The sequence below is a fragment of the Devosia sp. Root413D1 genome, assembly GCF_001425235.1.
Lineage (GTDB): Bacteria > Pseudomonadota > Alphaproteobacteria > Rhizobiales > Devosiaceae > Devosia_A.
On sequence record NZ_LMEA01000011.1, the window covers coordinates 937,482 to 959,633 of the forward strand.

The window sequence follows — 22,152 nt, forward strand, 5'->3', positions numbered from 1 at the left end:
CAACTGCTGCTGTATTTGCGTCGAATCTAGGTATCGGCCGAGGCCGATCAAGAGGTGCCGGTGCGGCCGTCGCGTGGGTGCTAGCGCAGCAGCGCCTCGTACTGGTCGCCGATCCGCTCCACGGTATAGTCGGCCGCCCTGCCCCTGAGCAGCGCCGCATCGGTCGGCCGCTCCAGCGTCGCGCCCATCGCATCGGCCAGCGCGTCTACATCGCCCACCGGGGTCAGCGCGCCATACTTGCCATCGGCGAGAATCTCGCGCGGGCCGTGCGGGGCGTCGGTGGAAACCACGGGCACCCCAGCGGCCATGGCTTCGATCAGCACATTGCCGAACCCCTCGCTGGTCGAGCTGAGCACGAACAGGTCGGCGGCGGCGTAGCAGGCTGCCGGGTCGTTCACGTAGCCCGGGAACAAAACCCGCGAAGCGATTCCGAGGACTCGGCTTTCCGCTTCGAGTTCGCCGAGCAGCGGGCCTTCGCCGAACAGCACCAGCCGGGCCGGACGGGTTTTGAGCAGCGCCGCGAAGGCGCGCAGCAACGTCTTGTGGTCCTTCACCCCGACCAGGCGGCCGGCAGTGGCGATCACCGGCCCCTCGCCCAGCGCCGTGAGCTCCGCCTGCCAGGGGTAAACCTGCCCGGTCCGGGCCGCCGCGGGCGGCAGTGGATTGTTGATCACCGCAATCCTGCCGGCAGCCACGCCGCGCGCCGCGATGTCGCGCCCGACCCCGGCGGAAACCGCGATCGCCTTGGTGGCGCGGGCGGCGACAAGGCCCGACAGCAGCACGGCGAGCTTGGAGCCGAAATCGTTCGACGGGATCGCGGCGGCGGCATGAAAACTCGGGAAGAACTTTGCCTTGCTGAAGCCGAGGTTCAGCGCCAGCGCGGTGATCAGGTTGGCAAACTCCGGGCCGCTGAACACCGCGTCGGGTTTGAGCCGCCGGTAGAAGCCGGCGCTGCGCCACAGCCCGGCGATGGTGGCGGGCTTGCCAAAACCTTCGCCGTGGATCGGCATCCCCAGGTCGACGAAATGCACCGCATCGGAGCGGAGCGCCGCGTTGGGGCCTTCGCCGTTCCAGGTGAACAGCGTCACCTCGTAGCCGCGGCGCGCCATTTCGTTGGCCATCAGCACGAAGACGCGCTCGGCGCCGCCGCCCCGAAGGCTCGGGACGTGGAAGACGATGCGTCGCTGCATGGCCGGATCAGGCGGTGACGGAGGCGACACGCCGGCGCGGCGGCTGCTTCAGGTCGCGCATCATGCCGAACAGCGCCGCCAGCAGCATGCCGATGGCGAAGCCGCCCGCGGCCCCTGCCCCGAGCATCACCACGGTGCGCGGCGGCCACGACCGGCCGGGCGGCGGCACGGCAGTGGAGATGACGCGCACATTGGTGGTGTCGAGCTGCTCGCGCTCGGTCACCTGGCGAGCCCGGCTGAGGAAGGCTTCGTAGATCGTCGATTTCGAAGTGGCGTCGCGCTCGAGTTCGCGCAGCGTCACCAGCGCCTCGTTGTCGCTGAACACGCTGGTCTTCAGCTCATCGGCCTTGGCGCTGAGTGCCGCGGCGGCAGTCTTGGCCTCGTCGAGCGACACCTTGGCGGCGGCGACGATGCGGCCGATTTCCGCTTCGAGCTGCGCGTTGACGGCGCTGAGCTCGGTGTTGAGCCGCACGATCGTGGGATGGCGCGGGCCGTAGACCATCGACTGCGCGTCGAGCTGCTGGCGCAGCGCCCCGGCGCTGGCGCGCAGCGTCGTCAGCGCGCCCGAGGCCTGGGTATCGGCGGTGGTGGCGTTGCGGCCGGCGGCGACCAGTTCGTCATAACTCGACTGCGCGGTGATGACGCGCGACTGCGCCTCCACCACCTGCTGGTTGAGCTGCGCCATGGTCTGGGTGTTGACCAGTTCGCCCGAGCTGGTGGCGAGGTTGTTGTCGCGCTTATAGGCCTCGACCTTTTCCTCGGCGAGCTTGACCGAGGCTTTCAGTTCATCGAGCCGGTCGTTGAGCGCGGCGGCGGTGCGGCCGGCGCCATCGGCTTCCGCCGTCGCCAGCTCCGCTTTGAAGGCCTCGAAGATGGCCGACGAGATCACGATCGATTTGTCCGGCGTCTCCGAGGAGACGCGCAGCGTCGCGACGAACGACTTCTCATCGGCCGTGGTGCTGACCCGGCCGCTGAGCGCCGCCAGCGCCGCGAGCTTGGGGTCGGCCGGCTTCTCGTCCTTGCTGGAGCCGAACAGGCCCGACAGCAGGCCCGGGGTCGGATCGAAAAATTCCTTGTCGGCAACGAGGTTCAGCTTGTCGACGACGCGCGACAGCACATTGCCCGAAGTGAGCACGCGCAGCTTGCTGCCGGCTGTCAGCAGCGCGTTATCCACCTGCCCCGGCTGCTGGAACAGATCGTCGGTCACCACCTGCAGGTTCGCCGGATCGATCAGGATATCGGTCGAGACGGTGTATTTGGCTGGGCTCAGCACCGCGTAGGCGCCGCCGGCCACCGCACCGAGCCCGGCCAGCGCCACCGAGGCGAGGAGGCCCCTTTTCAACCAGACGAACAGCCGGCCGAAATCGAGCTCGAGGAAATCGCCGATCTTGCCCAGCGTCACGGTCGCCACCGGCTCTGGCTGCGGCGCCGGCGGGGCGATGATCTCGTCATTGGCGGGCCGCGCCCCAAGGCGCGCGAAGGCGCGAGCCCCCGAAGTGGTCGGGCTGTGGGGATGCGGCGCGTCGGTCAGCAAAGCCATGGCGTTAACATCTCGTTCTGCAAGCGGCCTGTCGTTAGGGCTTTATATACCAGTGGCCGTCGGACGCTTCCGGAATGGGCTTTCTTGGTAAATCCCTACCGGAAAGCACGTGAAAGGCTGGGCCTTCGGCGATCCTCCGCTTAGGCGGCGATGCCTGAGGCGATCGCCTCCCTCCCCCTTGCGGGAGGGATTGAGGGTGGGGTGGTGCGGCGATCACCGATGGCCCCCCACCCCCAACCCCTCCCCTCCCGGCGGACGCGTAGCGCCGCGGGGGAGCGGAGCAAGAAAACCCTCACCCGCAGCTGTCCACCACCTCCAGCCGGCCCGAGCGCGACAGCGTGTGGATCCCCTTGCGGGCCCATGCTTCGCCGGGGACCACCGGGCGCACCGGGCCGAACTGCACCTCGCTGTCGCTGAGCACCGTGAGCTCGGCGATGCCGAGGCCGCCGCCATAGACCTCGGTGCCATCCTGCAGCGGCAACAGGGTACGGCCATCGGCAGTCTGGATGAACGGCCCGCCCGGGCGGGCGGCCTGGCGATCGATCAGCACCGGGTTCATCGGGTGCGGCGCCCAGGGGCCGGCCAGCGCCTTGGCGGCATAGACCACCATGGTGTCCGACGCGCTCCCCTCTCCCCGCTGCTCGGTGCCGAACAGCCAGAAGCGATCGTCGCGGATCAGCAGCGTCATGTCGTTGAGCTTCTTGCCTTCGACCAGCACCGCCTCGCGCACCCAGGCATGCGGAAAATGCTCGGCGCGATACAGCACCAGCTCGTTGCCGCTGCTCGACTCGGGGATCATGTAGACCTCGCCGTCATGGGCGAAGACCTGCGGATAGCTCAGGTGGTGCGGCTCCTCGAGCACGGCGCGCGGCGCCTCCATGCGGCCATCGGGGCGGCATTCGGCCACCGAGATGATGCCGCGGCCGAGCGCATAGGGATATTCCTCGACAAACAGGTAGAGCCGATCCCGCCATTCGAAGACGAACGGATCGGCATAGAAGCGCTTGCCGTCATCGGCGAGTTCGCTGAACGGCACGTTCGAGCTGTCCGGCCCCTCGGCAATGCCGGGACCTTCGATCAACCGATGCGCTGTCCGCCAGTAGAACGGCCGGTTGCCGCCGAGGCGGCCCAGCGCCCGCTTGCCGAGGCCGGCGACCAGATGCGGCAGGTAGCGCGAGATCAGGTCGCGACCGTGGCGCTGCGGCGCCGGCGGAATCGGCGTTGCCAGCGGCAGCAGCTTGCCGGCAGCAAAGCGGGTGACGCACATTTCGATGAGCGTGATGGCGCTGGCGCAGAGCTCCGAGGCAGCACGGCTGAGCCAGACGCGATCGCCGATCATCGGCCGCGCCTCGGCGACGGCGACGCCGTTGAGCCGCGCCGTGAGCGTGGGCCGGATGCCGCCCGCCAGCATGGCGGCCAGGCCGGCGGCAAGCTCGCGCTGGCCCTCGAAATCCACCGTCAGCACCGGGGCATGGCCATGCGCGCTGCGACCGGTGAGGTCGATGGTGAGATCGTGGTTGCCCTGCCCCGGTGTCACGGCCAGCGGCGCGGCCGGTCGCAGCAGCGAGCGTGGCGCGCGGCGCTCTTCGAGCTGCAGGATCAGCTCGAGCGACCTCGACCGCCTGCCCGCCCCAGCCACCTGCTGCACCGCGATTTGGTGCCCGGCCGCGGTCAGGCGCTCAAGTAACTCCACCTGCCAGGCACGCGGACTGGAAGTCTCGACGATGATTAAAATTGTAATCAAATTGTTATGACCACGTTTCCGCCCCAGCTGCGGCCTGTAGCGCGCCGCAACGGCGTGTACAAACTCCGAAACGCATCTGGGTAAACGTCCTTTTGGTATTAATCATAGCTTAAGAGTTAAGGCGACCACCAGATAGGTTGGGAGTATGTGCTGAGCATCAACGCGTAGATGCGACGCGATCATTTCGTAGTGCGGTGCGACATGAATTTCCACTCCCCTCCTGAACGTCCCCGGCGGCAGCGCCTGCTGATCGTGTTCGGCACCCGGCCGGAAGCGCTGAAATGCTTCCCGGTGGCGCAGGCGGCGCTCCAAAGCCCGCATTTCGACACCCAGATCTGCGTCACCGCCCAGCACCGCGAAATGGTCGACCAGGTGATCGCCCTCACTGGCATGCCGGTGGATTACGATCTCGACGTCATGTCGCCGGGCCAGACGCTGTTCCACGTGACCTCGAAAGTGCTGCTCGGCATGGCCGAGGTGCTGGATAAAGCCAAGCCCGATATCGTAATGGTGCAGGGCGACACCACCACCGCCATGACCGCGGCGCTGGCCGCCTTCTACAAGCGCATTCCGGTGGCCCATATCGAGGCGGGGCTACGCAGCCACAATATCGATAGCCCCTTCCCCGAGGAGCTCAACCGGCTGATCGCCGGCAATATCGCCACCTGGCACTTCGCCCCCACGGCCGAAGCGCGCCAGAACCTGATCGCCGAAGGCAAGGACCCGGCGAAGATCTTCGTCACCGGCAACACGGTGATCGATACGCTGCTGCATTTTTCCGGCGCCCTGGACGCCGACCAGGAGCTCAGCGCCGAGCTCGCGGCTCGTTTCCCGTTCCTTGATTCAACACGGAAGCTGATCCTCGTAACCGGCCACCGGCGCGAGAATTTCGATGGCGGCATCGAGCGCATCTGCACTGCGCTGAAGGTGCTGGCGACGCGCGGCGACGTGCAGATCGTCTACCCGGTGCATCCCAACCCGAACGTGCGTGGCGTGGTCAACGCGGCGCTCGGCGGGGTGCCCAATATCCACCTGATCGACCCGCAGGATTACCTGCCGTTCCTCTACCTGCAGAAGCAGAGCTACCTGGTGCTGACCGATAGCGGCGGCGTGCAGGAAGAAGCCCCCTCGCTCGGCAAGCCGGTGCTTGTCATGCGCGAGAACACCGAACGTCCCGAAGGGGTAGCCGCTGGGACGGCGCGCCTCGTCGGCACCGATATCGAGCAGATCGTTTTGAACGCCACTCGTCTGCTGGACGACCCCGCCGCTTATCGCGGCATGGCCGAAACGCACAACCCCTATGGCGACGGCCGGGCCAGCGCCCGGATCGTCGAGGAGCTATCGCGGCATGTCTGAGCTGAAAACTACTGAGATCAAAACCGTTTCCGTCGTCGGCATGGGCTATATCGGCCTCCCCACCTGCGCGGTATTCGCCAGCCGCGGGCTGGAAGTGATCGGCATCGACGTCAACCCGTCGGTAGTCGAAAAGGTCAATCGCGGCGAGATCCACATCGTCGAGCCCGATCTCGACGGGCTGATCCAGAAAGTGGTGGCCAACGGCAAGCTGCGCGCTTCGACCACGCCGCAGCCAGCCGATGCGTTCGTCATCGCCGTGCCCACCCCGATCACCGAGGACCATAAGCCCGACATCAGCTATGTGCTGTCGGCAGCGCAGTCGATCGCCCCGGTGCTGAAAGCCGGCGACCTGGTGGTGCTGGAATCCACCTCGCCGGTCGGCACCACCCGCAAGATGACGGCTCTGCTCGCCGAGCTCCGCCCCGACCTGAGCTTCCCGCCGGAACATGGCGAAGCTGCCGACGTGCTGGTGGCCTATAGCCCCGAGCGCGTGCTGCCCGGCAAGGTCTTGACCGAACTCACCAATAATGACCGCTCCATCGGCGGGCTGTCGAAGCGCTCTTCGGCGCGTGCGGTCGAGCTCTATTCGAGCTTCGTTGCCGGCGACCTGTTCATCACCTCGGCCGAAAGCGCCGAGCTGGTGAAGCTGACCGAGAACGCCTTCCGCGACGTCAACATCGCCTTCGCCAACGAGCTGGCGGCGGTGTGCCAGGATCTGAGCCTCAACGTCTGGGAAGTGATTGAGCTCGCCAACCGCCACCCGCGGGTCAACATCCTGCAGCCCGGCCCCGGCGTCGGCGGCCACTGCATCGCGGTCGACCCCTATTTCATCATCGACGCCGCGCCCAACAGCACACGGCTGATGAGCTCGGCCCGCCGCATCAATTCCGACCGGCCCTTCGCTGTGGTGCGCGATATCGAAGCGGTGCTCGACCCCACCCGGCAGCAGACCGTTGCCTGCCTCGGCCTGAGCTTCAAACCCAATATCGACGACGTGCGCGAGAGCCCGGCGGTCGAGGTGGTCAAGCTTCTCGCCGATGTGCCCAATATCAAGCTGATCGCCGCCGAGCCGCATATCGGGGCGCTGCCGCGTGAGCTGGAGGGCAAGGGCATCGTCTTCACCGATGCGCTGAGCGCAATCGACAAGGCCGATATCGTGGTGCTGCTGGTCGACCACCGCCAGTTCGGGCTGATCGACCCCGAGGCGCTGAAGGACAAGAAGCTGATCGATACCCGGGGCCTGTGGACCTGGCGCAAGGCCAAGAAGCCCGATGCCCGCATCGAGGGCAAGAAAAGCCGCGAAGCCGCCGCCCAGCCGCAGTTCCGCCGCCGCGTCACGGACCGCGCCGCATGAGCAGCGAACCTCTCAGCTGGCGCCAGCACCCGCTGCTCGCCGAGCGGCGCAGGGAGTTCCTCGGCTCGCCCATCCACGCGCTGACCATGCCCGAGACGCTGGCCCTCGCCAACGAGGCGATGGCCGGCCGCCGGCCGCTGCACCACACCGTGGTCAATGTGTCCAAGCTCGTGAACATGAAGCAGAACGCGGAGCTCCGCGAAGATGTCGCCAGCGCCGACCTGATCAATGTCGATGGCGCCGGCGTCGTCTGGGGCGCCCGGCTCTGCGGCGTCGAGGTGCCCGAGCGGGTGGCCGGCGTCGACATCATGACGAACCTCTTCGCGCTCTGCGCCAGGAACGGCTATCGCCCCTACCTGCTCGGCGCCGAAAGGCACGTGCTGCAGGCGGTGGATATCCAGCTCGCCAAGGACCATCCCGACCTGGTGGTCGCCGGCATGCAGGATGGCTATTTCAAGCCCGAGGACGAGGCAGCGGTGATCGAAGCGATCAATGCCAGCAAGGCCGATTGCTTGTTCGTCGCCATGCCGACGCCGCGCAAGGAACGGTTCCTGAAGCAATATCGCGACGTGCTGACCCCGAACTTCGTCATGGGCGTCGGCGGCAGCTTCGACGTCTATGGCGGCAAGGTCGCCCGCGCCCCGGTGCTGGTGCAGAAACTCGGCCTCGAGTGGCTGTTCCGCGTCGCGCAGGAACCGCGCCGGCTGTGGCGGCGCTACTATGAGACGAACACCGCCTATGTCGGCCTCTTGTGGCAGGAACTGCGCCAAAGGCGACGCTCGGCGTAGGGCACGGTGTTTTGGGGAGCGAGGGCCTTCCGCGAAAGCGGAGGGCCCTCTGCTTTTGGGAGTCTCGATCGTGCCCCACGCACCGGTGCAAAGACGGCCCCCTCCCGGCCTCCCCCTCTGAGGGGGAGGTGCAGAGTCGAGCCTGCGGCTGGATCGCGCCCGTCCCCCCCAGTGCAACCATCCCCGCCAAGGCAAGTTGAGTGCGACCGGGTCTCCCCGGAAGGAAACAAGAACAATGACACGCATTTCAATCCTCGCCCTCGCCACTGCTCTCGCGCTGACCATGACCCCCGCTGCCTTCGCCCAGGTCGGCGCAGCAGTCGACGCCGCCGCCGCCGTTACGGTCGATGCCAATGGCGACGGCAATGTCTCGGCGGAAGAGCAGACCGCGGCCGACGCCGCAGCTTCCGCAACGGCCGCGGCCACTGCTTCGGCCAGCGCCTCGGTTGGCCTTACCATCGATGCGAACGGTGACGGTTCGATCAGTGCTGACGAGGTCGCCGCTGCCAACGCCGCCATCACCGCGAGCGGCAATGCCAGCATCGTGCTCGATGCCAATGGCGACGGCACAGTTTCCCTCGAGGAGGCTACCGCCGCGCAGACCGCCCTGGCAGCCCTGTCCGGCGACACCATCACCTGCGACGCCGGTGGACTTGCCGCCTTGACGGGCAGCATGACCATGGCCGATGCGAGCGCGCTGAGCGCGGCCACCAACGTCAAGATCGTGCTGGTCTCGAACTGCGCCGAGGACGAAGTCTCGTCGGCGTTGGCTACCGAAGGCGCGACCAACATTCGCAAGTCGCTTGAAGCCAATGCGGCAGCGGTCGCAGCGATCCAGACGCGCGGCGCCACCATGGCCGATGTGCTCGGCGCGACGGCAGAGGGCGACACAGTGACGGTCTACGTGGCCTCCAGCGCCACTGCCGGCTGACCGTCTGCCAATAGCTAGCAAATCTGGGCCCCGGTTCGGCAACGGACCGGGGACCATTGTTTCTGCCCCCTTGATGCCGATCGCGCAGAAGGCAATTGGGGGTTGCGTCGAAAGCCTGCACCCGATCCGGAACCCTCCCTGCCCCTGCTAGTTCCCGAAAGGCACCAATGGAGATGCCTGATGGACAAGTACGCACCCACCTCACCGCCGGCGATCGAGCTCAGCGAGTTCATCTCCATTCCTCAGCTCGGGCTGGGCGTATGGCAGATCGAGAACGACAAGGTCGTCCCCACCGTGACCGCGGCGCTCGAGGCCGGCTATCGGCTGATCGACACCGCCCAGGGCTACGACAATGAGCAAGGGGTCGGCGAAGCCATCAAATCAAGCACAGTGGAGCGGTCCGAGATCTTCGTCACCAGCAAGCTGCGCACCAAGGCGATGGGCCACGAAGGGGCATTGGCCGGGGTGCGGGAATCGCTTGCGGCGCTGCAGCTCGACTATCTCGACCTGATGCTCATCCACTGGCCCACTCCGGCGCACGACAAATATGTCGAGACCTGGAAAGGTCTGATCGAGGCCAAGGAACAGGGGCTGGTCAAGGCCATCGGCGTTTCGAACTTCACCATCGAGCAGCTTGAGCGGATCATCGGCGAGACCGGTATCGTGCCGGCCGTCGACCAGGTCGAAACCCACCCGCACTTCCAGCAGAAGGGTCTGTTGCCTCATCTTGCCGCGCGCGGCATCCGGCATGAGGCGTACTCGCCGCTGGGCAGTGGGGAAGTGCTCGATGATCCGATCATTGGCGAAATTGCCGCGAGCCTGGGCAAATCGCCGGCGCAGGTCATTATTCGCTGGCACTTGCAGCGCGGCTCGATCGTCATCCCGAAATCGGAGACGCCCGAACGGATCCGCGAGAATTTCGACGTCTTCGGCTTCACCCTGTCGGACGGAGAGATGGGGCGGATCGCCGGATTGGACGATCCGACAAACGGCCGCACCGGTAGCGACCCAGAGACCTTCAACGACCTCTACTGAACGCTGCCTTGGGTCTCGCGCCGCGGAACGGTTGCACCTCACGCAAGTTCACCGAAGGCGCGGCCCTGCAACCATGCCGGGTCAGGCCCAGGGGACAACTGATGACCATCGAACTCGAGCGCACCCGCAGTAACGACGACACTTCGGGCGCGCCGGCGTCCGGCCGCTTCGGACCAGCGGTCGAGGGGGACTGCACCTGGTTTCGGCTGTGGGCGCCGAACGTTTCGGCTGCCGAGGTGCTGGTCGAAGGTCGGGATCCAGTGACCATGACGCGCGGCCTCGATGGGTTCCTGCTGGCCTCGCTGGACCATTGCGGGCCGGGTGCCCGCTACAGGTTTCGCGTCGGCGATGTCACTTTTCCCGACCCAGCGTCCCGGCAACAGCAGGACGACGCCTCCGGTTGGAGCATCGTTCGCACTGCCCTGCCTCAGGCCGGACGTCGCAACCCGGTTCGGCCGTGGCACGAGGCGGTGATCTGCGAAGTGCATGTGGGCGCCGCGACGCCGGAAGGTACGTTCAGAGCGCTGACGGATCGGCTCGAGCACTTCCGCGATGCCGGCTATACCTGCCTCGAAATCATGCCTGTCAACGAGTTTCCCGGCGCTCGCAACTGGGGCTATGACGGCACGCTGATCTTTGCGCCTGAGCACAGCTACGGCACGCCCGAGGAGCTGAGGCAGCTGGTCGATCGCGCCCACCAGCTCGGGCTGCTGATGATCCTCGACGTGGTCTACAACCATTTCGGCGAGACCGACAATTTCATCCCCCACTACGCGCCGCAGTGGTTCCGGGACGACATCGAGACGCCCTGGGGCCCGGCGATCGACTTCGATCAACCGATGGTTCGCCAGTTCTATTACGAGAACGCGGTGATGTGGCTGACGGAGTATGATTTCGACGGGTTGCGCTTTGATAGCGTGCACGAGATCAAGACCGAGAACCGCGAGCGCTTTCTCGGTGAGCTGGCCGCGGCGGCGCGGGCCAGCAAGCCCGATGCCGCGCTGATCGTCGAGAACGTGCGCAACAACTTCGAGCTGCTCGAACGCGACGATCACAACCGGCCCCAGCAATATTCGGCGCAGTGGAACGACGACATGCACCACGTGCTGGCATACCTCGTCACCGGCGAGGGACCGAGAACCGGCTATGACGATCCGAACAAGGACCCATATGCCGACCTCGAAAAGGCGCTGGCCGACGGGTTCGTACACGACCCCAGCGAAGGCGACGGCAGCGACGGACGCACCAGGGGCGGCAAAGCTGCCAAGCTCCCGCCCGACAGTTTCATCACCTATGTGCAAAACCACGACCAGCTGGGCAATCGCTCCGACGCCAAGCGCCTATCGGAGCGGATCAGCCCCGAGCAGCTGGATTTCGTGCATTTCGTCAAATTCCTCGCGCCGCAGATTCCGCTCTGCTTCATGGGCGACGAGGCCAATCTCAGCAGCGGCTTCCCGTTCTTCGTCGACCTCGATGCAGCAGCCGCGAAGGCCAAGAGCGACGAGCGCTACAAGCAGATGCGCGAGATGTTCAAGGATGATGTCGGAGCCGGCGGACTGCCTGAGCCCAACGATCCCAGGACGTTCAAGATGGCCAAGCTCTCTTGGCAGGACTACGAAACCATGCCTGAGCGACGCGCTGCCCTCGAGCGCTTCCGGACACTGGCGCGCTGGCGCCGCGACAGGCTCTGGCCGCTCGCCGCGACGCCGTGCCTTGATGCCCAAACGGCGCGGCAAGGCAATTGCCTGGTTGTCAGTTGGGTGTTCGAAGCCGGTACGCTGTCGATGGCGCTGAACCCGACCGCCTGGCCGGCGGATATCGGCTGCGTTGTCACGGCGCCGCCGTTGTCGAGCGGGCGGTACGAGCAGCACGGCGAGGTCCTGCGGCTTGGCCCCTGGTCGGCAGTGGCCTGGTAAGCGAAGGGGCGGCCAAAGCCGCCCCACCCGTCTTACATCACCGGCTTGCCACCGGTCACCGCGATGGTGGCGCCGGAAATGTAGCTCGCTTCGTCGCTGGCGAGCATCACATAGGGCGGTGCCAATTCGCGCGGCTGGGCCGGGCGCCCGAATGGCACCTGCTTGCCGAATTCGACGACGTTGGAAACCGGCAGGCTTGCTGGCCCAAGCGGGGTCCAGACCGGGCCGGGCGCCACCGTGTTGACGCGAATGCCCTTTTTGGCCAGCAGTTGCGCGAGACCGGCACTGAAGTTCTGGATGGCCCCCTTGGTGACGGCATAGGCAAGCAGTTCGGGGCTCGGCTCGTCTGCCTGTTTCGATGCCGTGTTGATGATCGACGCGCCCGGCTGCATGTGTGGAACAGCGGCTTTGGTGAGGTAGAACATCGCCGAGATATTCACCGCCATAGTGGTTTCCCATTCCTCGTCGGGAATCTCTTCGAGACTCTCGAAATAGCTCTGGTGGGCGGCGTTGTTGACCAGCACGTCGATCCGACCGAAGGCCTCGACGGTCCTCGCGATCAGCCCGCGGCAATGCTCCGGGCTGGCAATATCGCCGGGCAGCAGCACGCAGGTTCGACCTTCCGCCTCGATGACTTTTTTCACGTCGGCCGCATCCTCTTCCTCACTGAGATAGGAAATGGCGACGTCGGCGCCTTCGCGGGCGAAGGCGATGGCGACCGCACGCCCAATGCCTGAATCGCCGCCGGTGATCAGCGCCTTCTTGCCTTCGAGCCGATGCGAGCCGCGATAACTCTCCTCGCCGTGATCGGGAACCGGATCCATCCTGCTGGCGAGCCCGGGATAGGGCTGCTGCTGTTCAGGAAAGGGCGGACGGGGGAAATTCTCGAGCATGGTTGCACCTCGTGGTTTGTGGGGAAGCCATATTCGATACGTGCTGAGGCCCACCCGGTTCCCGCCGGTCCCGGCGTTTTCGCCATGGGCCAATTGGCGCGGGTGGTCAGCAGAGCGGAATGGCAAGCGGCGGAACGGATGGCTCGCCGGCAAGTTGCTGCTGTGGATCCCTGAGATCCGAACCCTAAGGAGAAACGCCGCCATGAAAACAATCACAGGGCTTTTTGATTCACACGACCAGGCCGATCGCGCCGTGCGCTCGCTCAAGGATGCAGGCGTCAACGGCGAAGACATCTCGATCGTCGCCAACAACGCCGATGGCAAATATGACACCGAGACGGGCGACGACGTTGCCGAAGGCGTCGGCGCCGGCGCGGGTGTTGGCGCCGTGGTCGGCGGCACGGGTGGCCTGCTCGCCGGGCTTGGCATGCTGGCCATTCCAGGTGTCGGCCCCGTGGTAGCGGGCGGCTGGCTGCTGGCGACGGCAATCGGCGCGGTGACTGGCGCTGCCGTGGGCGGCGCTGCCGGCGGCATCATCGGCGCACTGACTGACGCAGGTGTCGATGAGCGCGACGCGCATGTCTACGCCGAAGGCGTCCGCCGCGGCGGCATCCTGGTGACGGCGCGTGTCGAGGATAGTCGCGCCGACGCGGCGGCGGCCATCCTGCGCGATTCCAGTGTCGTCGACATTGCGGCGCGCCGTCGCGATTACGAGGCCGAGGGTTGGGAAGGCTTTGACGAGGCCTCGGAGCCCTACCCCGCCGACCAGATCCGCGACTACCGCGCCGGTTCCGTTGCGCCGCCGATCCTGCGCAGCTGATTTTCCGGATTGCGCGCCCTCCGGGGCGCGCAAACCCCCGCCAGGCTCACCCCATCTCCGCAACTTTTCGGCCACCGGCAGATTGTCCTCAAGCACCAACGAGGAGTTCGGAAATGACTTTCCCTGCCGATCCCACCCAGCGCCAACCCAAAGGCGACCATAACCGCCGGCTGTCGCTTGGCCTCGATCCCGAAGAGTTCGCAGCCGCCGCCGGGATCACCGTCGAAGAGCTCAGGGATTACGAGAACACCTGGCCGGATCACCAGTTCAGTCCGATGATCGCCGAACGCGTCGGCGAGGCGCTGGAGCGGCTGGAAGCCGTGCTTCCCAACTCCGAGGCCGCCGGCATCCGGCAGCTCACCGAGGCGGACGTCCCGGCGATCGACACGCTCGAAGCTGTCCCGTCGGTGGAGCAGTCGATCCGCGATACCGCCTATTATCTGTGGGAGAACGACGGGCGGCCGGAGGGACGCGACGAGGAATACTGGCACCGGGCGCGCGCTGCCTGGCTGGGCCAGCAGCAGCTTGACGCCGGCTTCGAAGAGGCCATCACTGAGCCCGACCCCGACACGCTCGATGGTGCCGTCGAGGCCAGTACAATAGGCGGGCTGCAGCGCCCGTTCCTGAAGCCGACCGCATAACTGGTGGGGGACGGGCGGTGCTCAGCGCACACCTGTTATTCAAAAAGGCCCGCCAGCCGCAGTGTTTACTTCGATTATGTTGCGGTCGGGGTCCAGGACGTAGAGCTGCAGGAAACCGGCCATGCCGGACCGGTTCACTAAGATCCGCATCGGGTCGTCTTCCGGCGCATCTTCGCGAAAACCTCTCGCTACAAGCCGCGCCAGGATGCCCTCGAAGTCGTCGGTCCTGAAAGCAAAGTGGCCATCGTTGTTGTCCACCCCACCTGAGCGGAACGTCCCCTGAGGATGCCTGGTCAGGTGCAATTGTAGCCCCGGTCCGCAGTCGAGCCAGACACCTTCGATCTTGAAGGGTGGTCTATCGAGGCGCGTGAGGCCGAAGATCGATTCGTAGAACTCCGCCGACCGCTCGGGTTCGGCCACGACCAGCGCCACGTGGTGTAATTGGACAGACATGCAATCCTCCGCGTCCGAGCAGCGGAGCACGACCGGTCCCACCTGGCAATAGTGCGCCTCCGCCAATCACCAGCTGCAAATCCTGCACTTAATATACCTCGCCGCTTCACTCTCAGTCGGCAACTCATTGCCCTCACTCAGGCAGATGTTGGCGCCCAGGACCGGCCCTGCTACTGCGGTTCATGGGCAGATATTATTTCAACGTGCGGCGCGACGAGACAGTATTCGAGGATCGCACGGGTATCGTGCTACCCGGTATCGTCGAGGCCTGGGAATGGGCCGTGAAGGACGCTCTGACCTTGCTTAGGGAAGGCTCAATCGACGGCGCCCGTCATCACTACTGGATCGAAGTCTGTGATGACGAGCACCGGGCCGTGGTGGCGTTTCCGATAGACCGCGTGACCGTGCAGTAAGACCGCGCACTCCCGATCAAGGACCGTCGGTCGCCTCCAGCATGCGAAGAACCCGCTCGATCCGAGCCTTCCAGCTGCGCAGCTGCACCACGCTATCCCCTGCTTCCGCCTGCTCGCGGCCGCGAAGCGCAGTGAGCTCCGCCTCGATCAGGTCCAGCGAGCACTCCGCTTCGATCCTGGTCCATGGGTCGGGAGTGCCGGCCAGGCGGGCGCCCCTCGCCTCGCGCTCCAGCCTCTCGACGTCAAGCTGCCAGTCGAACAGTTGGCTCGCGTCATTTCGGACTGGAGGTCGTATGTCGATCTGCATCGCTACCTCCTCAAGCCACTGCGGCGGTATCGAGCCATGGCGCGTTGGGCCGTGGCCCCGCGGGTCGAAAATCGGCTTTGTCCTGCTGCCCACGCGCCTCTAACCAAGGTCGGCGACGCTGCGTCCGTTCGCGTTCAGTTTCGCGTTGGAGTTCGAGTTCGGAACTGTCGTATTCGTCTGATGGGTAAAATGCGTGGCTCATCGTGGTGCTCCGCAATTAGCGCCTCCCGGCGTCAACCGGGAGGCTCAACCGAACGCTGGCGTCAGGCCGCGGACTTGAGGTCCTGACCGATCTGCCTGGGCTCGCCGGCAGGCTTGGCCTCAGTAGTGCCAATGGCGATGCGACGGGGCTTCAGCTGTTCAGGGACCTCGCGGGTCAGGCTGATCGATAGCAGCCCATTTTCCAGCGATGCGTCGGTCACCTTCACGTGGTCAGCGAGGCTGAACGACTGCTTGAAGTTCCGGTTGGCGATGCCGCGGTGCAGGAAGGCGTCTGCCCGGTCCTCGGCCTGCGTCTTCGCGCCGGACACCAGCAGGCTGTTGCCTTGCTGCGTCAGCTCGATCTCATCGGCTGCAAAGCCGGCTACCGCCATGCTGATGCGGTATTGGTCGTCGCCGAGCTTCTCGATGTCGTAGGGCGGCCAGTCGGAACGGATGCCGCTGTCTAGCATGTCGAACAGGCGGTCGAAGCCGACGGTGGAACGATAGAGCGGTGTGAAGTCGAAGGTTCTCATAACCACATTCTCCTCAGAGCAACATAGGTACGAGGGACACGCCCGTCATAGCGGGCTACCCCATTCTCACCGGCCCCGTTTCAGCGGCCGGCAGCATCGATTTAGGGAGCCGCCTCGAGGTGTCAAGAGGCGCGAAAACAGAAAATCGGATGACTCTTGACTAGGCTTGAACCGCTTCCTACCTCGCGCCTGCGGTCAAACCGCATTGCTTGTTTCAGACGATCGGAGGAAGTGATGGGACACCGGCCCTTTTCCAAACCTGTATTCTTGAAGCTGCATCGCACCGGCAATTTCCAGGCGCGAAGCGCGTGGGAGGCGCTTGAGTACCTGGACCTGCACTGGCCCGAGGCTCGCACGGCGCATTACCGCCAGGCGCGCACACTCTGCCAGTCGGCGGTTGACGGATTTATCGATGCGGAAGCCGCTCGTAACGCCGTGATCGATGCCGCGCAGCGCGCTGGACTCCTGGCCAATGGCTGGGACGTGGAGGGCGTGGCGACCAACACCGTATTCGTTGCCACCCGGCCTGCACCCAGGATTGGCGATGACGAGGAAGAGGTCACCGATGTGGAGCTCATCGGCTACAACCACCCTCGGGATATCGTGAGAGATCCGACATTGGCGCCGAGCCGCAAGAAGCAGCTGCTGGCCTACTGGGGCTCGGATATCCACGCCGTCGCGGGCGCGCCGGCGCTGCGGTGTGTGCGAGGTACCACTGTGACGATCGACGACATCCAGACGGCGATGAACACGCTCGACGAGGAACTCGACGCCGCCGCGATGCCGACCCTGGCAGCTACGCGAAACCGCCAGTTCTGATGCGACAGTAACGGCCCCGCCCTGAACGGTGGGGCCCATCCGCATTCAGCGCCTGGCGAGCCCGGCCTCTTCGATTGCATCATCGACCGCTTCGGCCGCCTCCGCTTCGACCCGCTTGCGCTCCTGTTCGATCTCGCGCGCGTCGAGATGCTCGAGCCCAACCACCTTGTTGGTCGCCTCCGAGTGTTCGATCAGGTAGTCGAGCTTGACGTGCAGTGCTGCCTCGCTGCGCGCACCGGCGACGAGGATCACGCCGCTGATCACGATGGCCGCCACCGACAGGAAGATGTTGAAGGCAAACATGAAGCCTTCGTTGAACTGCGTCGCCGCGCCGATGCCGATCCCAGCCGCCAACGCCAGGAATGTCGCAATGAAACCGCGCGAGTCCGACAGGAAGTCGGCGAAACGGTAGATGATGCCGCTAATGCGGCTGGCCTTGGCAGATTTCGACTTCATGGTGGCAGCCAGAACGTGGCTGGAGCGATTTGGATGCGCAGCAGCCGTCTCGCGCCAGGGAACGACGCGGCGGGCGGGAAGTTTGAACCTCCAGCAAGGAGGTTCAAAATGCCGCATGACTCAACCCGCGATGGTTTGCCCACCGGCGAGGACACATCTGCCACCCACGACGTGAGCGACCCTCACCCTGCGAACGAAGAACGCTACGATCGGCAGAAGCGCCCGGGTGGGGCGCCTCGCCCGGCCAAGGATTTTGGCCCCAACGATGCCATCCATGATGGCAAACCAAGGCCGCGCCCGCGCAATGCCGCAGGCTGAGCAACCGGTGCCTCTCCCAGTCAACTCTCCACACGGTCGCCCATGATGAGCAAGAAATCGAGAAAGCACAGCAGCGACCCACTGCCTCAAGCAGAAGATTTCGCGGCGCGGCACGGTATCAGGCTGGAAACCGCCAGCGCCATCCTTGCAACATTCGGGACGCCTCACAAAAGCCTGGACTCGGCTTCGACCGATGAGGCCATGCAGCGAGCCAAACCACGCCGCATCGTGGACGCCTGACTTAGCAAGGCGGACCTTTCATGCAGCAAGAACGGTCGCCACGACGCCGTGCCACCGATCCCGCCATCGCTCGACGCAAGTTGGCGCGTGTGGCCCTGAGAATAGAGAGCGAGATGGCGCGCCAGGCATTCCTCCTCGAGACGGATGGCGTCCGCGACATGCCCGCCGTCGTCGACGACGGCGGGCACGCGACCATCTGCTTCGGGCTACCAGCCGACGCTGGCGGTTCGCTTCCTGCAAAACTGCTGACACAGCGTGTCAGCGTCCTGTAAGCTATTTAAATTATTCATCTTTTTGGAACTGAAGGCGAAGGGGCGACGTTCATTGAGCAGTCCATTTGTGAGGAGTTTCCAAGATGGCTGATCGCGAAACAATCGTCACCGGCGGCGGTGGCAGCGGCGGCATCATTGCCGGCATCCTGCTCGTCGCCCTCGTGGTGATCGTCGCCTATTTCGTCTTTTTCAACGGCAATGGCGGCTCCCGCACGGTCGATGTCGACGTGCCGGCCGTGAAGGTCGATGTCGTGCCGGACGGACAGTAAGGAGAGCAATCATGGAAGGCATTGGATGGGTAATGGCGATCATCATCGGCGCACTCGCCGGTTGGATCGCTGAAAAAATGATGGGCTCCAACCAGGGCCTGCTCATGAACATCGTCATGGGTATTGTCGGCGCAGTTGTCGGCAACTTCATCCTGATGCTGGTGTTCGGCGCCACCATGGGTGGCATCGTCGGCCAGTTGATTGTCGCGGTTATCGGCGCCTGCCTGCTGATCGCGATCTGGCGGGCCATTCGCGGCCGCCGCGCCGCCTGACCCGACCATCGCTCTGTGTGTCGGCGAGCCTCGCCGACGCACAGCAATCCCCGCAAAGCCATGGAGCCCGCGAATGCGCGCGATCAGCTTACTGACCCTCTACGCCTGCTCGCTCTCAATCTTCTTCGCGGCCTACAGCTTCTTCGGTTAGCCCGGTTCAGCGAACCAGACACAGCTATCCGACCTGTTCTGGCCCAGGTAAAAGCGCCCCCAAGAACGCGAAGCCCGGCCCAAAGCCCCGTCCTCATCTCTGAGGCGGGGCTTTTTCTTCCCGCTCATTCGTGCCGGATCCCACTGCTTGTGTTGGAACTGGTCGAGGCGGTGGCTTTCGGCAAAGACGCTGACTCGAGCGGTCAGGGGGCTATCAGGCCATGGGTGCTAGGGTCGAGAGGTAGAAAGGTGCGCAACGTCGCGCCCAAGAACATGGAGCTGTAAATGGCCCACTTTGTCCTGCCTGCCCTCATGCTGGGCAGCGTTGCACTGCTCTCCGGCGCGGTGACCTATGCCGGCGCCAGCTTCACCCTCAACAAGATCGCTGAGGCTGCGGTGTCGGCCCCCATCAAGTCCAACCTGAAGCCGAGCTATGTGGCCGCGCTGCCGGCCGTCAATGCTGGGACGCTGGACGTCGCTCGATCGGTCGCAGTGGTGGTGCGCGGCGATCCGGCTGTTGCCGCGCAAGCCAGCCGCCCGACCCCGACTTTCACCCATAAGGTGGCGGTGGAGTCGCTCCGGGTCCGCAGCGGTCCGCACAAGACCACGCCACAAGTGTTCGCCCTCAAGGGCGGCGCGCCGGTGACCGTCACCCGCGAGGAGCGCGGCTGGGTGCTGATCGATGCCGGTAACGGCCGCGTCGGCTGGGTCTATTCCAGGCTGCTTCACCCGGCTGCGGCACGCGTCGCGACGCAGGGATAGCGGGCAAGGCCTGCCAATGCTCGCGCGAGCACCTCAATGGCGGCGGTTGGAACTCACTGGGTGGTGGTCCGGCCGCTGTCGACTGCAGCAGAACAACGAAAGGAAAAAACATGAAACCGCTTCTGCTCTCTGGACTCCTACTGATGACCGCCTTCGCGGCGGTCCCCGCCGTCAGCGCCGCCGAGGCCGTCGGCTCCGTCAACGTCCGCTCCGGCCCCGGCACCTCCTATCGCGTCGTCGATCGGCTGGCGCGCGGCGAGAACGTCAACGTGCAGCGCTGCCGCTCAAGCGGCTGGTGCTACATCACGCATCCCGGCCCCGACGGCTGGGTGTCAGCCCGCTATCTCGTCTCGAACGAATTCGCTGACGATTACCCCTCGAGCCGCCGGATGCGTCCCAACATCAGCTTCAGCATCATCATCGGCGGTGGCGGCTTCGGCGGTGGTGGTGGAGGCGGCGGTGGCGGCGGACCGCGTGAGGAACTGGTGTGTCTCGTCACCTTCTTTGACGAAGGCGATGTGGCCGCCGGCGCCGATGCCGATGTCGAACGGGCTCGCGTGCTGCCGCGCAGCGAGGCCGAGCGGCGAGACCGCCCGAACGATCGCCAGGCGATCTTCGACTACGGCACCGACCGGCAGACGCGCGAGACCTGCGCCTATCTCGACAACCTGAACTAGCGCCGGACTCAACCTCATAGGGCCGGGGCTCACTGCCCCGGCCAGCCTCGGAGACTAATCCATGCTCAAGGCGATCACCTTCCCACCCGAGCGCGCCGAAGCCGCCCTCGCCACCGTTCAGGCCCTGGTGGACCTGTCCACCCAGCAGCTGGAAATGTGTACCCAGGTGTTCGAGGAACTCGAGTTTTCCGGCGAACTGCAGAAGGATTTTATGAAGCGGCTGGTGCGCCTGCAGGGCGACGTGCGCAAGGCACGTGCCGAGCTCAAGGCACTGGCGACAGCAGCAACGGCCGGGGAGGAGCCCTGAGACCGTGATGAAGCTGCTGTTCTGGATTCTGGTGGTTGCAGCGATCCTGACGCCCATCGCACTGCTGCTCGGCTGGAGGTAACGAATTTAGCACGCCTGGTCGAAGCTAGCCTTGCACCAGCTTGTGGGGCAGCAGGGCCGAGAGCGGTTTGGTCCCGTCGAGATAGCTTCGCAGCACTTTGCCGGCGGCGAGTGCTTCTGCATCGGCCGGCCCGAGTTCCCTCAATGCGCGCCGCGCCTCAGCCATCGACAGGCGATGGCGTCTGGCAAAATGCGGCACCAGCAGCCGTTGATCGAAGGTGAGGCCGCCCGACATCAATCAGCCTTCCCCGATGCCCGAGGCAGCGGCCCCGCTCGCATCGCGGTCTGCTGCAGCTTGGACTTGATCAGGTCTATTTCGTCCTGGCGGTTCGCCTCCCCCTCCTGCTCCGGCCAACGCTCCGGGGGAGCAGTCTCGGGGGTATCGAGCAGCGCTCCGACAGCAGCGGCGGTCAACGGCTTGCGCAGGAACGCCGCGCCCGGAAACAGCGCCGGGTCGGCTCGATCGCCCGATCGGATGATGAAGGCGAAACCTACACCTGCCGCCGATAGCAGCTCGGCGATCGGCGTTGCATCGGTACCGTCTCCCAGGTCCCGCTCGAGCAGTGCGAAATCCAATGCTTCGGGCCTGAGCTTTACCGCGTCCTCCAGGCCATGCGCGACTCCCGCGACCTGATGGCCGCATTGTTCGATGAGCGATGCTACCGCACCGGCCTCGACGCCATCGCGTTCCAGGAGGAACACCCTTTTGCTTGCCATCTGACAACCCGCTCCGTGCCTACCGGAGCTAACTTGCTCGTTGCGCACCGGTTCCGAGGCGTGATTGCACGCAAGGCTCAGTCGATCTTCAGCCCCTCGTAGCCGACCGGAAACAGGAACTCCCCCCTGAGCACGCGCACGGGCCCGGCATCGTCGAAGGCACCGCTGTCATCCTGCTTGACGGTGTAGAGCTTCTCGTTGCGGAACGCGCTGGCCACCACCTGCGTCGTGGTAGGCGGAACGCCATGCGCCCTGATGCTGGCTTCCTCGAGCGCCGCAACGGCGCGAGCCTCACCGGTGGAATGCGCCCTGACCACGACCTCTCCGTGGTTGAGGGCAAGTTGCCAGCCGGCATCCTCCGGCGGCGCTGAGGGGATGAGCCGATAGATGGTCATTTGCAGTCACCTGGCGTTGTTGAGATGGTGCCGCTCGCACGGCAGTGGTGATCAGTGCCACCGATCGACGTCGCGCGGGTTGCGCCGCTGCATTTCCTGCTCATAGATCTCGAGCGCCAGCGGGCTTTCGATGATCTCGAGCAGCCGGTCGATCGCCTCCTCCCGGCTGATGCCGCTCTCGGACGGCAGGTAGTCGTAGAGCACGTCCGATACCATCACGACGATATCGTCGGCGTTGACCGGCGGGTGGCCAAGCCGCCGTTCGGCTTCAATGTAGCGCTGCATCTGGGGCATCTGAGCCT

The 22,152-nt window shown here is 65.3% G+C and carries 29 protein-coding genes; 17 read left to right on the forward strand and 12 right to left on the reverse strand.

Annotated features, from left to right (window positions below; translation table 11 throughout):
• Nucleotides 1-80: 80 nt before the first annotated feature.
• The 3 genes from ASC89_RS21790 to ASC89_RS21800 form a co-directional block, all read right to left on the reverse strand.
• On the reverse strand, nucleotides 81-1,190 hold the full coding sequence (locus tag ASC89_RS21790; protein WP_056001696.1) for a glycosyltransferase: 1,110 nt from the start codon (nucleotides 1,188-1,190) through the stop codon (nucleotides 81-83).
• Between the two features lie 7 nt (nucleotides 1,191-1,197).
• The gene (locus ASC89_RS21795) at nucleotides 1,198-2,730 is read right to left on the reverse strand and encodes a GumC family protein (RefSeq protein WP_082533516.1); all 1,533 of its coding nucleotides are present in this window, start codon (nucleotides 2,728-2,730) and stop codon (nucleotides 1,198-1,200) included.
• 292 nt (nucleotides 2,731-3,022) lie between these two features.
• A complete protein-coding gene (locus tag ASC89_RS21800; RefSeq protein WP_244488512.1) occupies nucleotides 3,023-4,474 on the reverse strand; it encodes a hypothetical protein in 1,452 nt (483 codons plus the stop codon).
• 201 nt (nucleotides 4,475-4,675) lie between these two features.
• On the opposite strand from ASC89_RS21800, the gene wecB reads away from it, so the two are divergent.
• From wecB to ASC89_RS21830, 6 genes are all read left to right on the forward strand, one after another.
• The gene (gene wecB / locus ASC89_RS21805; protein WP_056001698.1) at nucleotides 4,676-5,830 is read left to right on the forward strand and encodes a non-hydrolyzing UDP-N-acetylglucosamine 2-epimerase; all 1,155 of its coding nucleotides are present in this window, start codon (nucleotides 4,676-4,678) and stop codon (nucleotides 5,828-5,830) included.
• On the forward strand, nucleotides 5,823-7,184 hold the full coding sequence (wecC, locus tag ASC89_RS21810) for a UDP-N-acetyl-D-mannosamine dehydrogenase (RefSeq protein ID WP_056001701.1): 1,362 nt from the start codon (nucleotides 5,823-5,825) through the stop codon (nucleotides 7,182-7,184). The genes wecB and wecC overlap by 8 nt, the downstream gene beginning before the upstream one ends.
• Nucleotides 7,181-7,972 carry a WecB/TagA/CpsF family glycosyltransferase gene (locus ASC89_RS21815; protein WP_056001704.1) on the forward strand — a complete coding sequence of 264 codons (792 nt, stop codon included), beginning with the start codon at nucleotides 7,181-7,183 and terminating at the stop codon, nucleotides 7,970-7,972. The genes wecC and ASC89_RS21815 overlap by 4 nt, the downstream gene beginning before the upstream one ends.
• A 235-nt stretch (nucleotides 7,973-8,207) precedes the next feature.
• The gene (locus ASC89_RS21820) at nucleotides 8,208-8,903 is read left to right on the forward strand and encodes a hypothetical protein (RefSeq protein ID WP_055883870.1); all 696 of its coding nucleotides are present in this window, start codon (nucleotides 8,208-8,210) and stop codon (nucleotides 8,901-8,903) included.
• Between the two features lie 180 nt (nucleotides 8,904-9,083).
• Nucleotides 9,084-9,938, forward strand: coding sequence for an aldo/keto reductase (locus ASC89_RS21825; RefSeq protein WP_056001707.1), 855 nt, complete (start codon nucleotides 9,084-9,086; stop codon nucleotides 9,936-9,938).
• A gap of 101 nt (nucleotides 9,939-10,039) precedes the next feature.
• Nucleotides 10,040-11,854, forward strand: coding sequence for an alpha-amylase family glycosyl hydrolase (locus ASC89_RS21830; RefSeq protein ID WP_056001710.1), 1,815 nt, complete (start codon nucleotides 10,040-10,042; stop codon nucleotides 11,852-11,854).
• 32 nt (nucleotides 11,855-11,886) lie between these two features.
• Here the strand turns inward: ASC89_RS21830 and ASC89_RS21835 are convergent, their stop codons facing one another.
• Entirely contained in the window at nucleotides 11,887-12,747 is an 861-nt protein-coding gene (locus ASC89_RS21835) for an SDR family oxidoreductase (RefSeq protein WP_056001714.1), read from the reverse strand.
• 202 nt (nucleotides 12,748-12,949) lie between these two features.
• On the opposite strand from ASC89_RS21835, the gene ASC89_RS21840 reads away from it, so the two are divergent.
• Both ASC89_RS21840 and ASC89_RS21845 read left to right on the forward strand, forming a co-directional pair.
• Complete coding sequence (locus tag ASC89_RS21840; protein WP_055883879.1) at nucleotides 12,950-13,567, forward strand: general stress protein; 618 nt, start codon at nucleotides 12,950-12,952, stop codon at nucleotides 13,565-13,567.
• A gap of 113 nt (nucleotides 13,568-13,680) precedes the next feature.
• A complete protein-coding gene (locus tag ASC89_RS21845; protein WP_056001716.1) occupies nucleotides 13,681-14,208 on the forward strand; it encodes a DUF2934 domain-containing protein in 528 nt (175 codons plus the stop codon).
• A 39-nt stretch (nucleotides 14,209-14,247) separates the two neighbouring features.
• Here ASC89_RS21845 and ASC89_RS21850 read toward each other — a convergent pair whose 3' ends face one another.
• A complete protein-coding gene (locus ASC89_RS21850) occupies nucleotides 14,248-14,661 on the reverse strand; it encodes a VOC family protein (protein WP_056001719.1) in 414 nt (137 codons plus the stop codon).
• A gap of 182 nt (nucleotides 14,662-14,843) precedes the next feature.
• Between ASC89_RS21850 and ASC89_RS21855 the strand changes: the two genes are divergently transcribed.
• Entirely contained in the window at nucleotides 14,844-15,074 is a 231-nt protein-coding gene (locus ASC89_RS21855; RefSeq protein ID WP_056001721.1) for a DUF6894 family protein, read from the forward strand.
• A gap of 16 nt (nucleotides 15,075-15,090) precedes the next feature.
• On the opposite strand, the gene ASC89_RS21860 is transcribed toward ASC89_RS21855, so the two are convergent.
• Complete coding sequence (locus ASC89_RS21860; RefSeq protein WP_056001724.1) at nucleotides 15,091-15,381, reverse strand: hypothetical protein; 291 nt, start codon at nucleotides 15,379-15,381, stop codon at nucleotides 15,091-15,093.
• A 263-nt stretch (nucleotides 15,382-15,644) separates the two neighbouring features.
• Nucleotides 15,645-16,115: an Hsp20 family protein gene (locus ASC89_RS21865; protein WP_055883893.1), complete on the reverse strand. Its 471-nt coding sequence runs from the start codon at nucleotides 16,113-16,115 to the stop codon at nucleotides 15,645-15,647.
• Between the two features lie 234 nt (nucleotides 16,116-16,349).
• Here ASC89_RS21865 and ASC89_RS21870 point away from each other — a divergent pair, with 234 nt between their 5' ends.
• Entirely contained in the window at nucleotides 16,350-16,934 is a 585-nt protein-coding gene (locus tag ASC89_RS21870; protein WP_055883897.1) for a DUF982 domain-containing protein, read from the forward strand.
• A 45-nt stretch (nucleotides 16,935-16,979) separates the two neighbouring features.
• Here the strand turns inward: ASC89_RS21870 and ASC89_RS21875 are convergent, their stop codons facing one another.
• Entirely contained in the window at nucleotides 16,980-17,390 is a 411-nt protein-coding gene (locus ASC89_RS21875) for a low affinity iron permease family protein (RefSeq protein ID WP_056001727.1), read from the reverse strand.
• Between the two features lie 363 nt (nucleotides 17,391-17,753).
• Between ASC89_RS21875 and ASC89_RS28550 the strand changes: the two genes are divergently transcribed.
• From ASC89_RS28550 to ASC89_RS21905, 7 genes are all read left to right on the forward strand, one after another.
• Entirely contained in the window at nucleotides 17,754-17,948 is a 195-nt protein-coding gene (locus tag ASC89_RS28550; RefSeq protein ID WP_156384716.1) for a hypothetical protein, read from the forward strand.
• A gap of 89 nt (nucleotides 17,949-18,037) precedes the next feature.
• Complete coding sequence (locus ASC89_RS28555; protein ID WP_162247982.1) at nucleotides 18,038-18,220, forward strand: hypothetical protein; 183 nt, start codon at nucleotides 18,038-18,040, stop codon at nucleotides 18,218-18,220.
• Nucleotides 18,221-18,303: 83 nt separating this feature from the next.
• Nucleotides 18,304-18,489 carry a hypothetical protein gene (locus ASC89_RS21880; protein ID WP_055883904.1) on the forward strand — a complete coding sequence of 62 codons (186 nt, stop codon included), beginning with the start codon at nucleotides 18,304-18,306 and terminating at the stop codon, nucleotides 18,487-18,489.
• A gap of 32 nt (nucleotides 18,490-18,521) precedes the next feature.
• A complete protein-coding gene (locus tag ASC89_RS21885; RefSeq protein WP_407065078.1) occupies nucleotides 18,522-18,761 on the forward strand; it encodes a GlsB/YeaQ/YmgE family stress response membrane protein in 240 nt (79 codons plus the stop codon).
• A 435-nt stretch (nucleotides 18,762-19,196) separates the two neighbouring features.
• Nucleotides 19,197-19,673: an SH3 domain-containing protein gene (locus tag ASC89_RS21895; protein WP_055883912.1), complete on the forward strand. Its 477-nt coding sequence runs from the start codon at nucleotides 19,197-19,199 to the stop codon at nucleotides 19,671-19,673.
• 110 nt (nucleotides 19,674-19,783) lie between these two features.
• The gene (locus tag ASC89_RS21900) at nucleotides 19,784-20,350 is read left to right on the forward strand and encodes an SH3 domain-containing protein (protein WP_082528367.1); all 567 of its coding nucleotides are present in this window, start codon (nucleotides 19,784-19,786) and stop codon (nucleotides 20,348-20,350) included.
• 61 nt (nucleotides 20,351-20,411) lie between these two features.
• Complete coding sequence (locus ASC89_RS21905) at nucleotides 20,412-20,657, forward strand: hypothetical protein (protein WP_055883918.1); 246 nt, start codon at nucleotides 20,412-20,414, stop codon at nucleotides 20,655-20,657.
• A 106-nt stretch (nucleotides 20,658-20,763) separates the two neighbouring features.
• On the opposite strand, the gene ASC89_RS21910 is transcribed toward ASC89_RS21905, so the two are convergent.
• The 4 genes from ASC89_RS21910 to ASC89_RS21925 form a co-directional block, all read right to left on the reverse strand.
• Nucleotides 20,764-20,973 carry a hypothetical protein gene (locus ASC89_RS21910; RefSeq protein WP_055883921.1) on the reverse strand — a complete coding sequence of 70 codons (210 nt, stop codon included), beginning with the start codon at nucleotides 20,971-20,973 and terminating at the stop codon, nucleotides 20,764-20,766.
• Complete coding sequence (locus tag ASC89_RS21915) at nucleotides 20,973-21,455, reverse strand: hypothetical protein (RefSeq protein WP_056001732.1); 483 nt, start codon at nucleotides 21,453-21,455, stop codon at nucleotides 20,973-20,975. Before ASC89_RS21915 ends, ASC89_RS21910 begins: the two co-directional genes overlap by 1 nt.
• 77 nt (nucleotides 21,456-21,532) lie before the next feature.
• Nucleotides 21,533-21,850: a hypothetical protein gene (locus ASC89_RS21920; RefSeq protein WP_055883927.1), complete on the reverse strand. Its 318-nt coding sequence runs from the start codon at nucleotides 21,848-21,850 to the stop codon at nucleotides 21,533-21,535.
• Nucleotides 21,851-21,901: 51 nt separating this feature from the next.
• On the reverse strand, nucleotides 21,902-22,144 hold the full coding sequence (locus ASC89_RS21925; RefSeq protein WP_056001735.1) for a hypothetical protein: 243 nt from the start codon (nucleotides 22,142-22,144) through the stop codon (nucleotides 21,902-21,904).
• Between the last annotated feature and the right edge of the window lie 8 nt (nucleotides 22,145-22,152).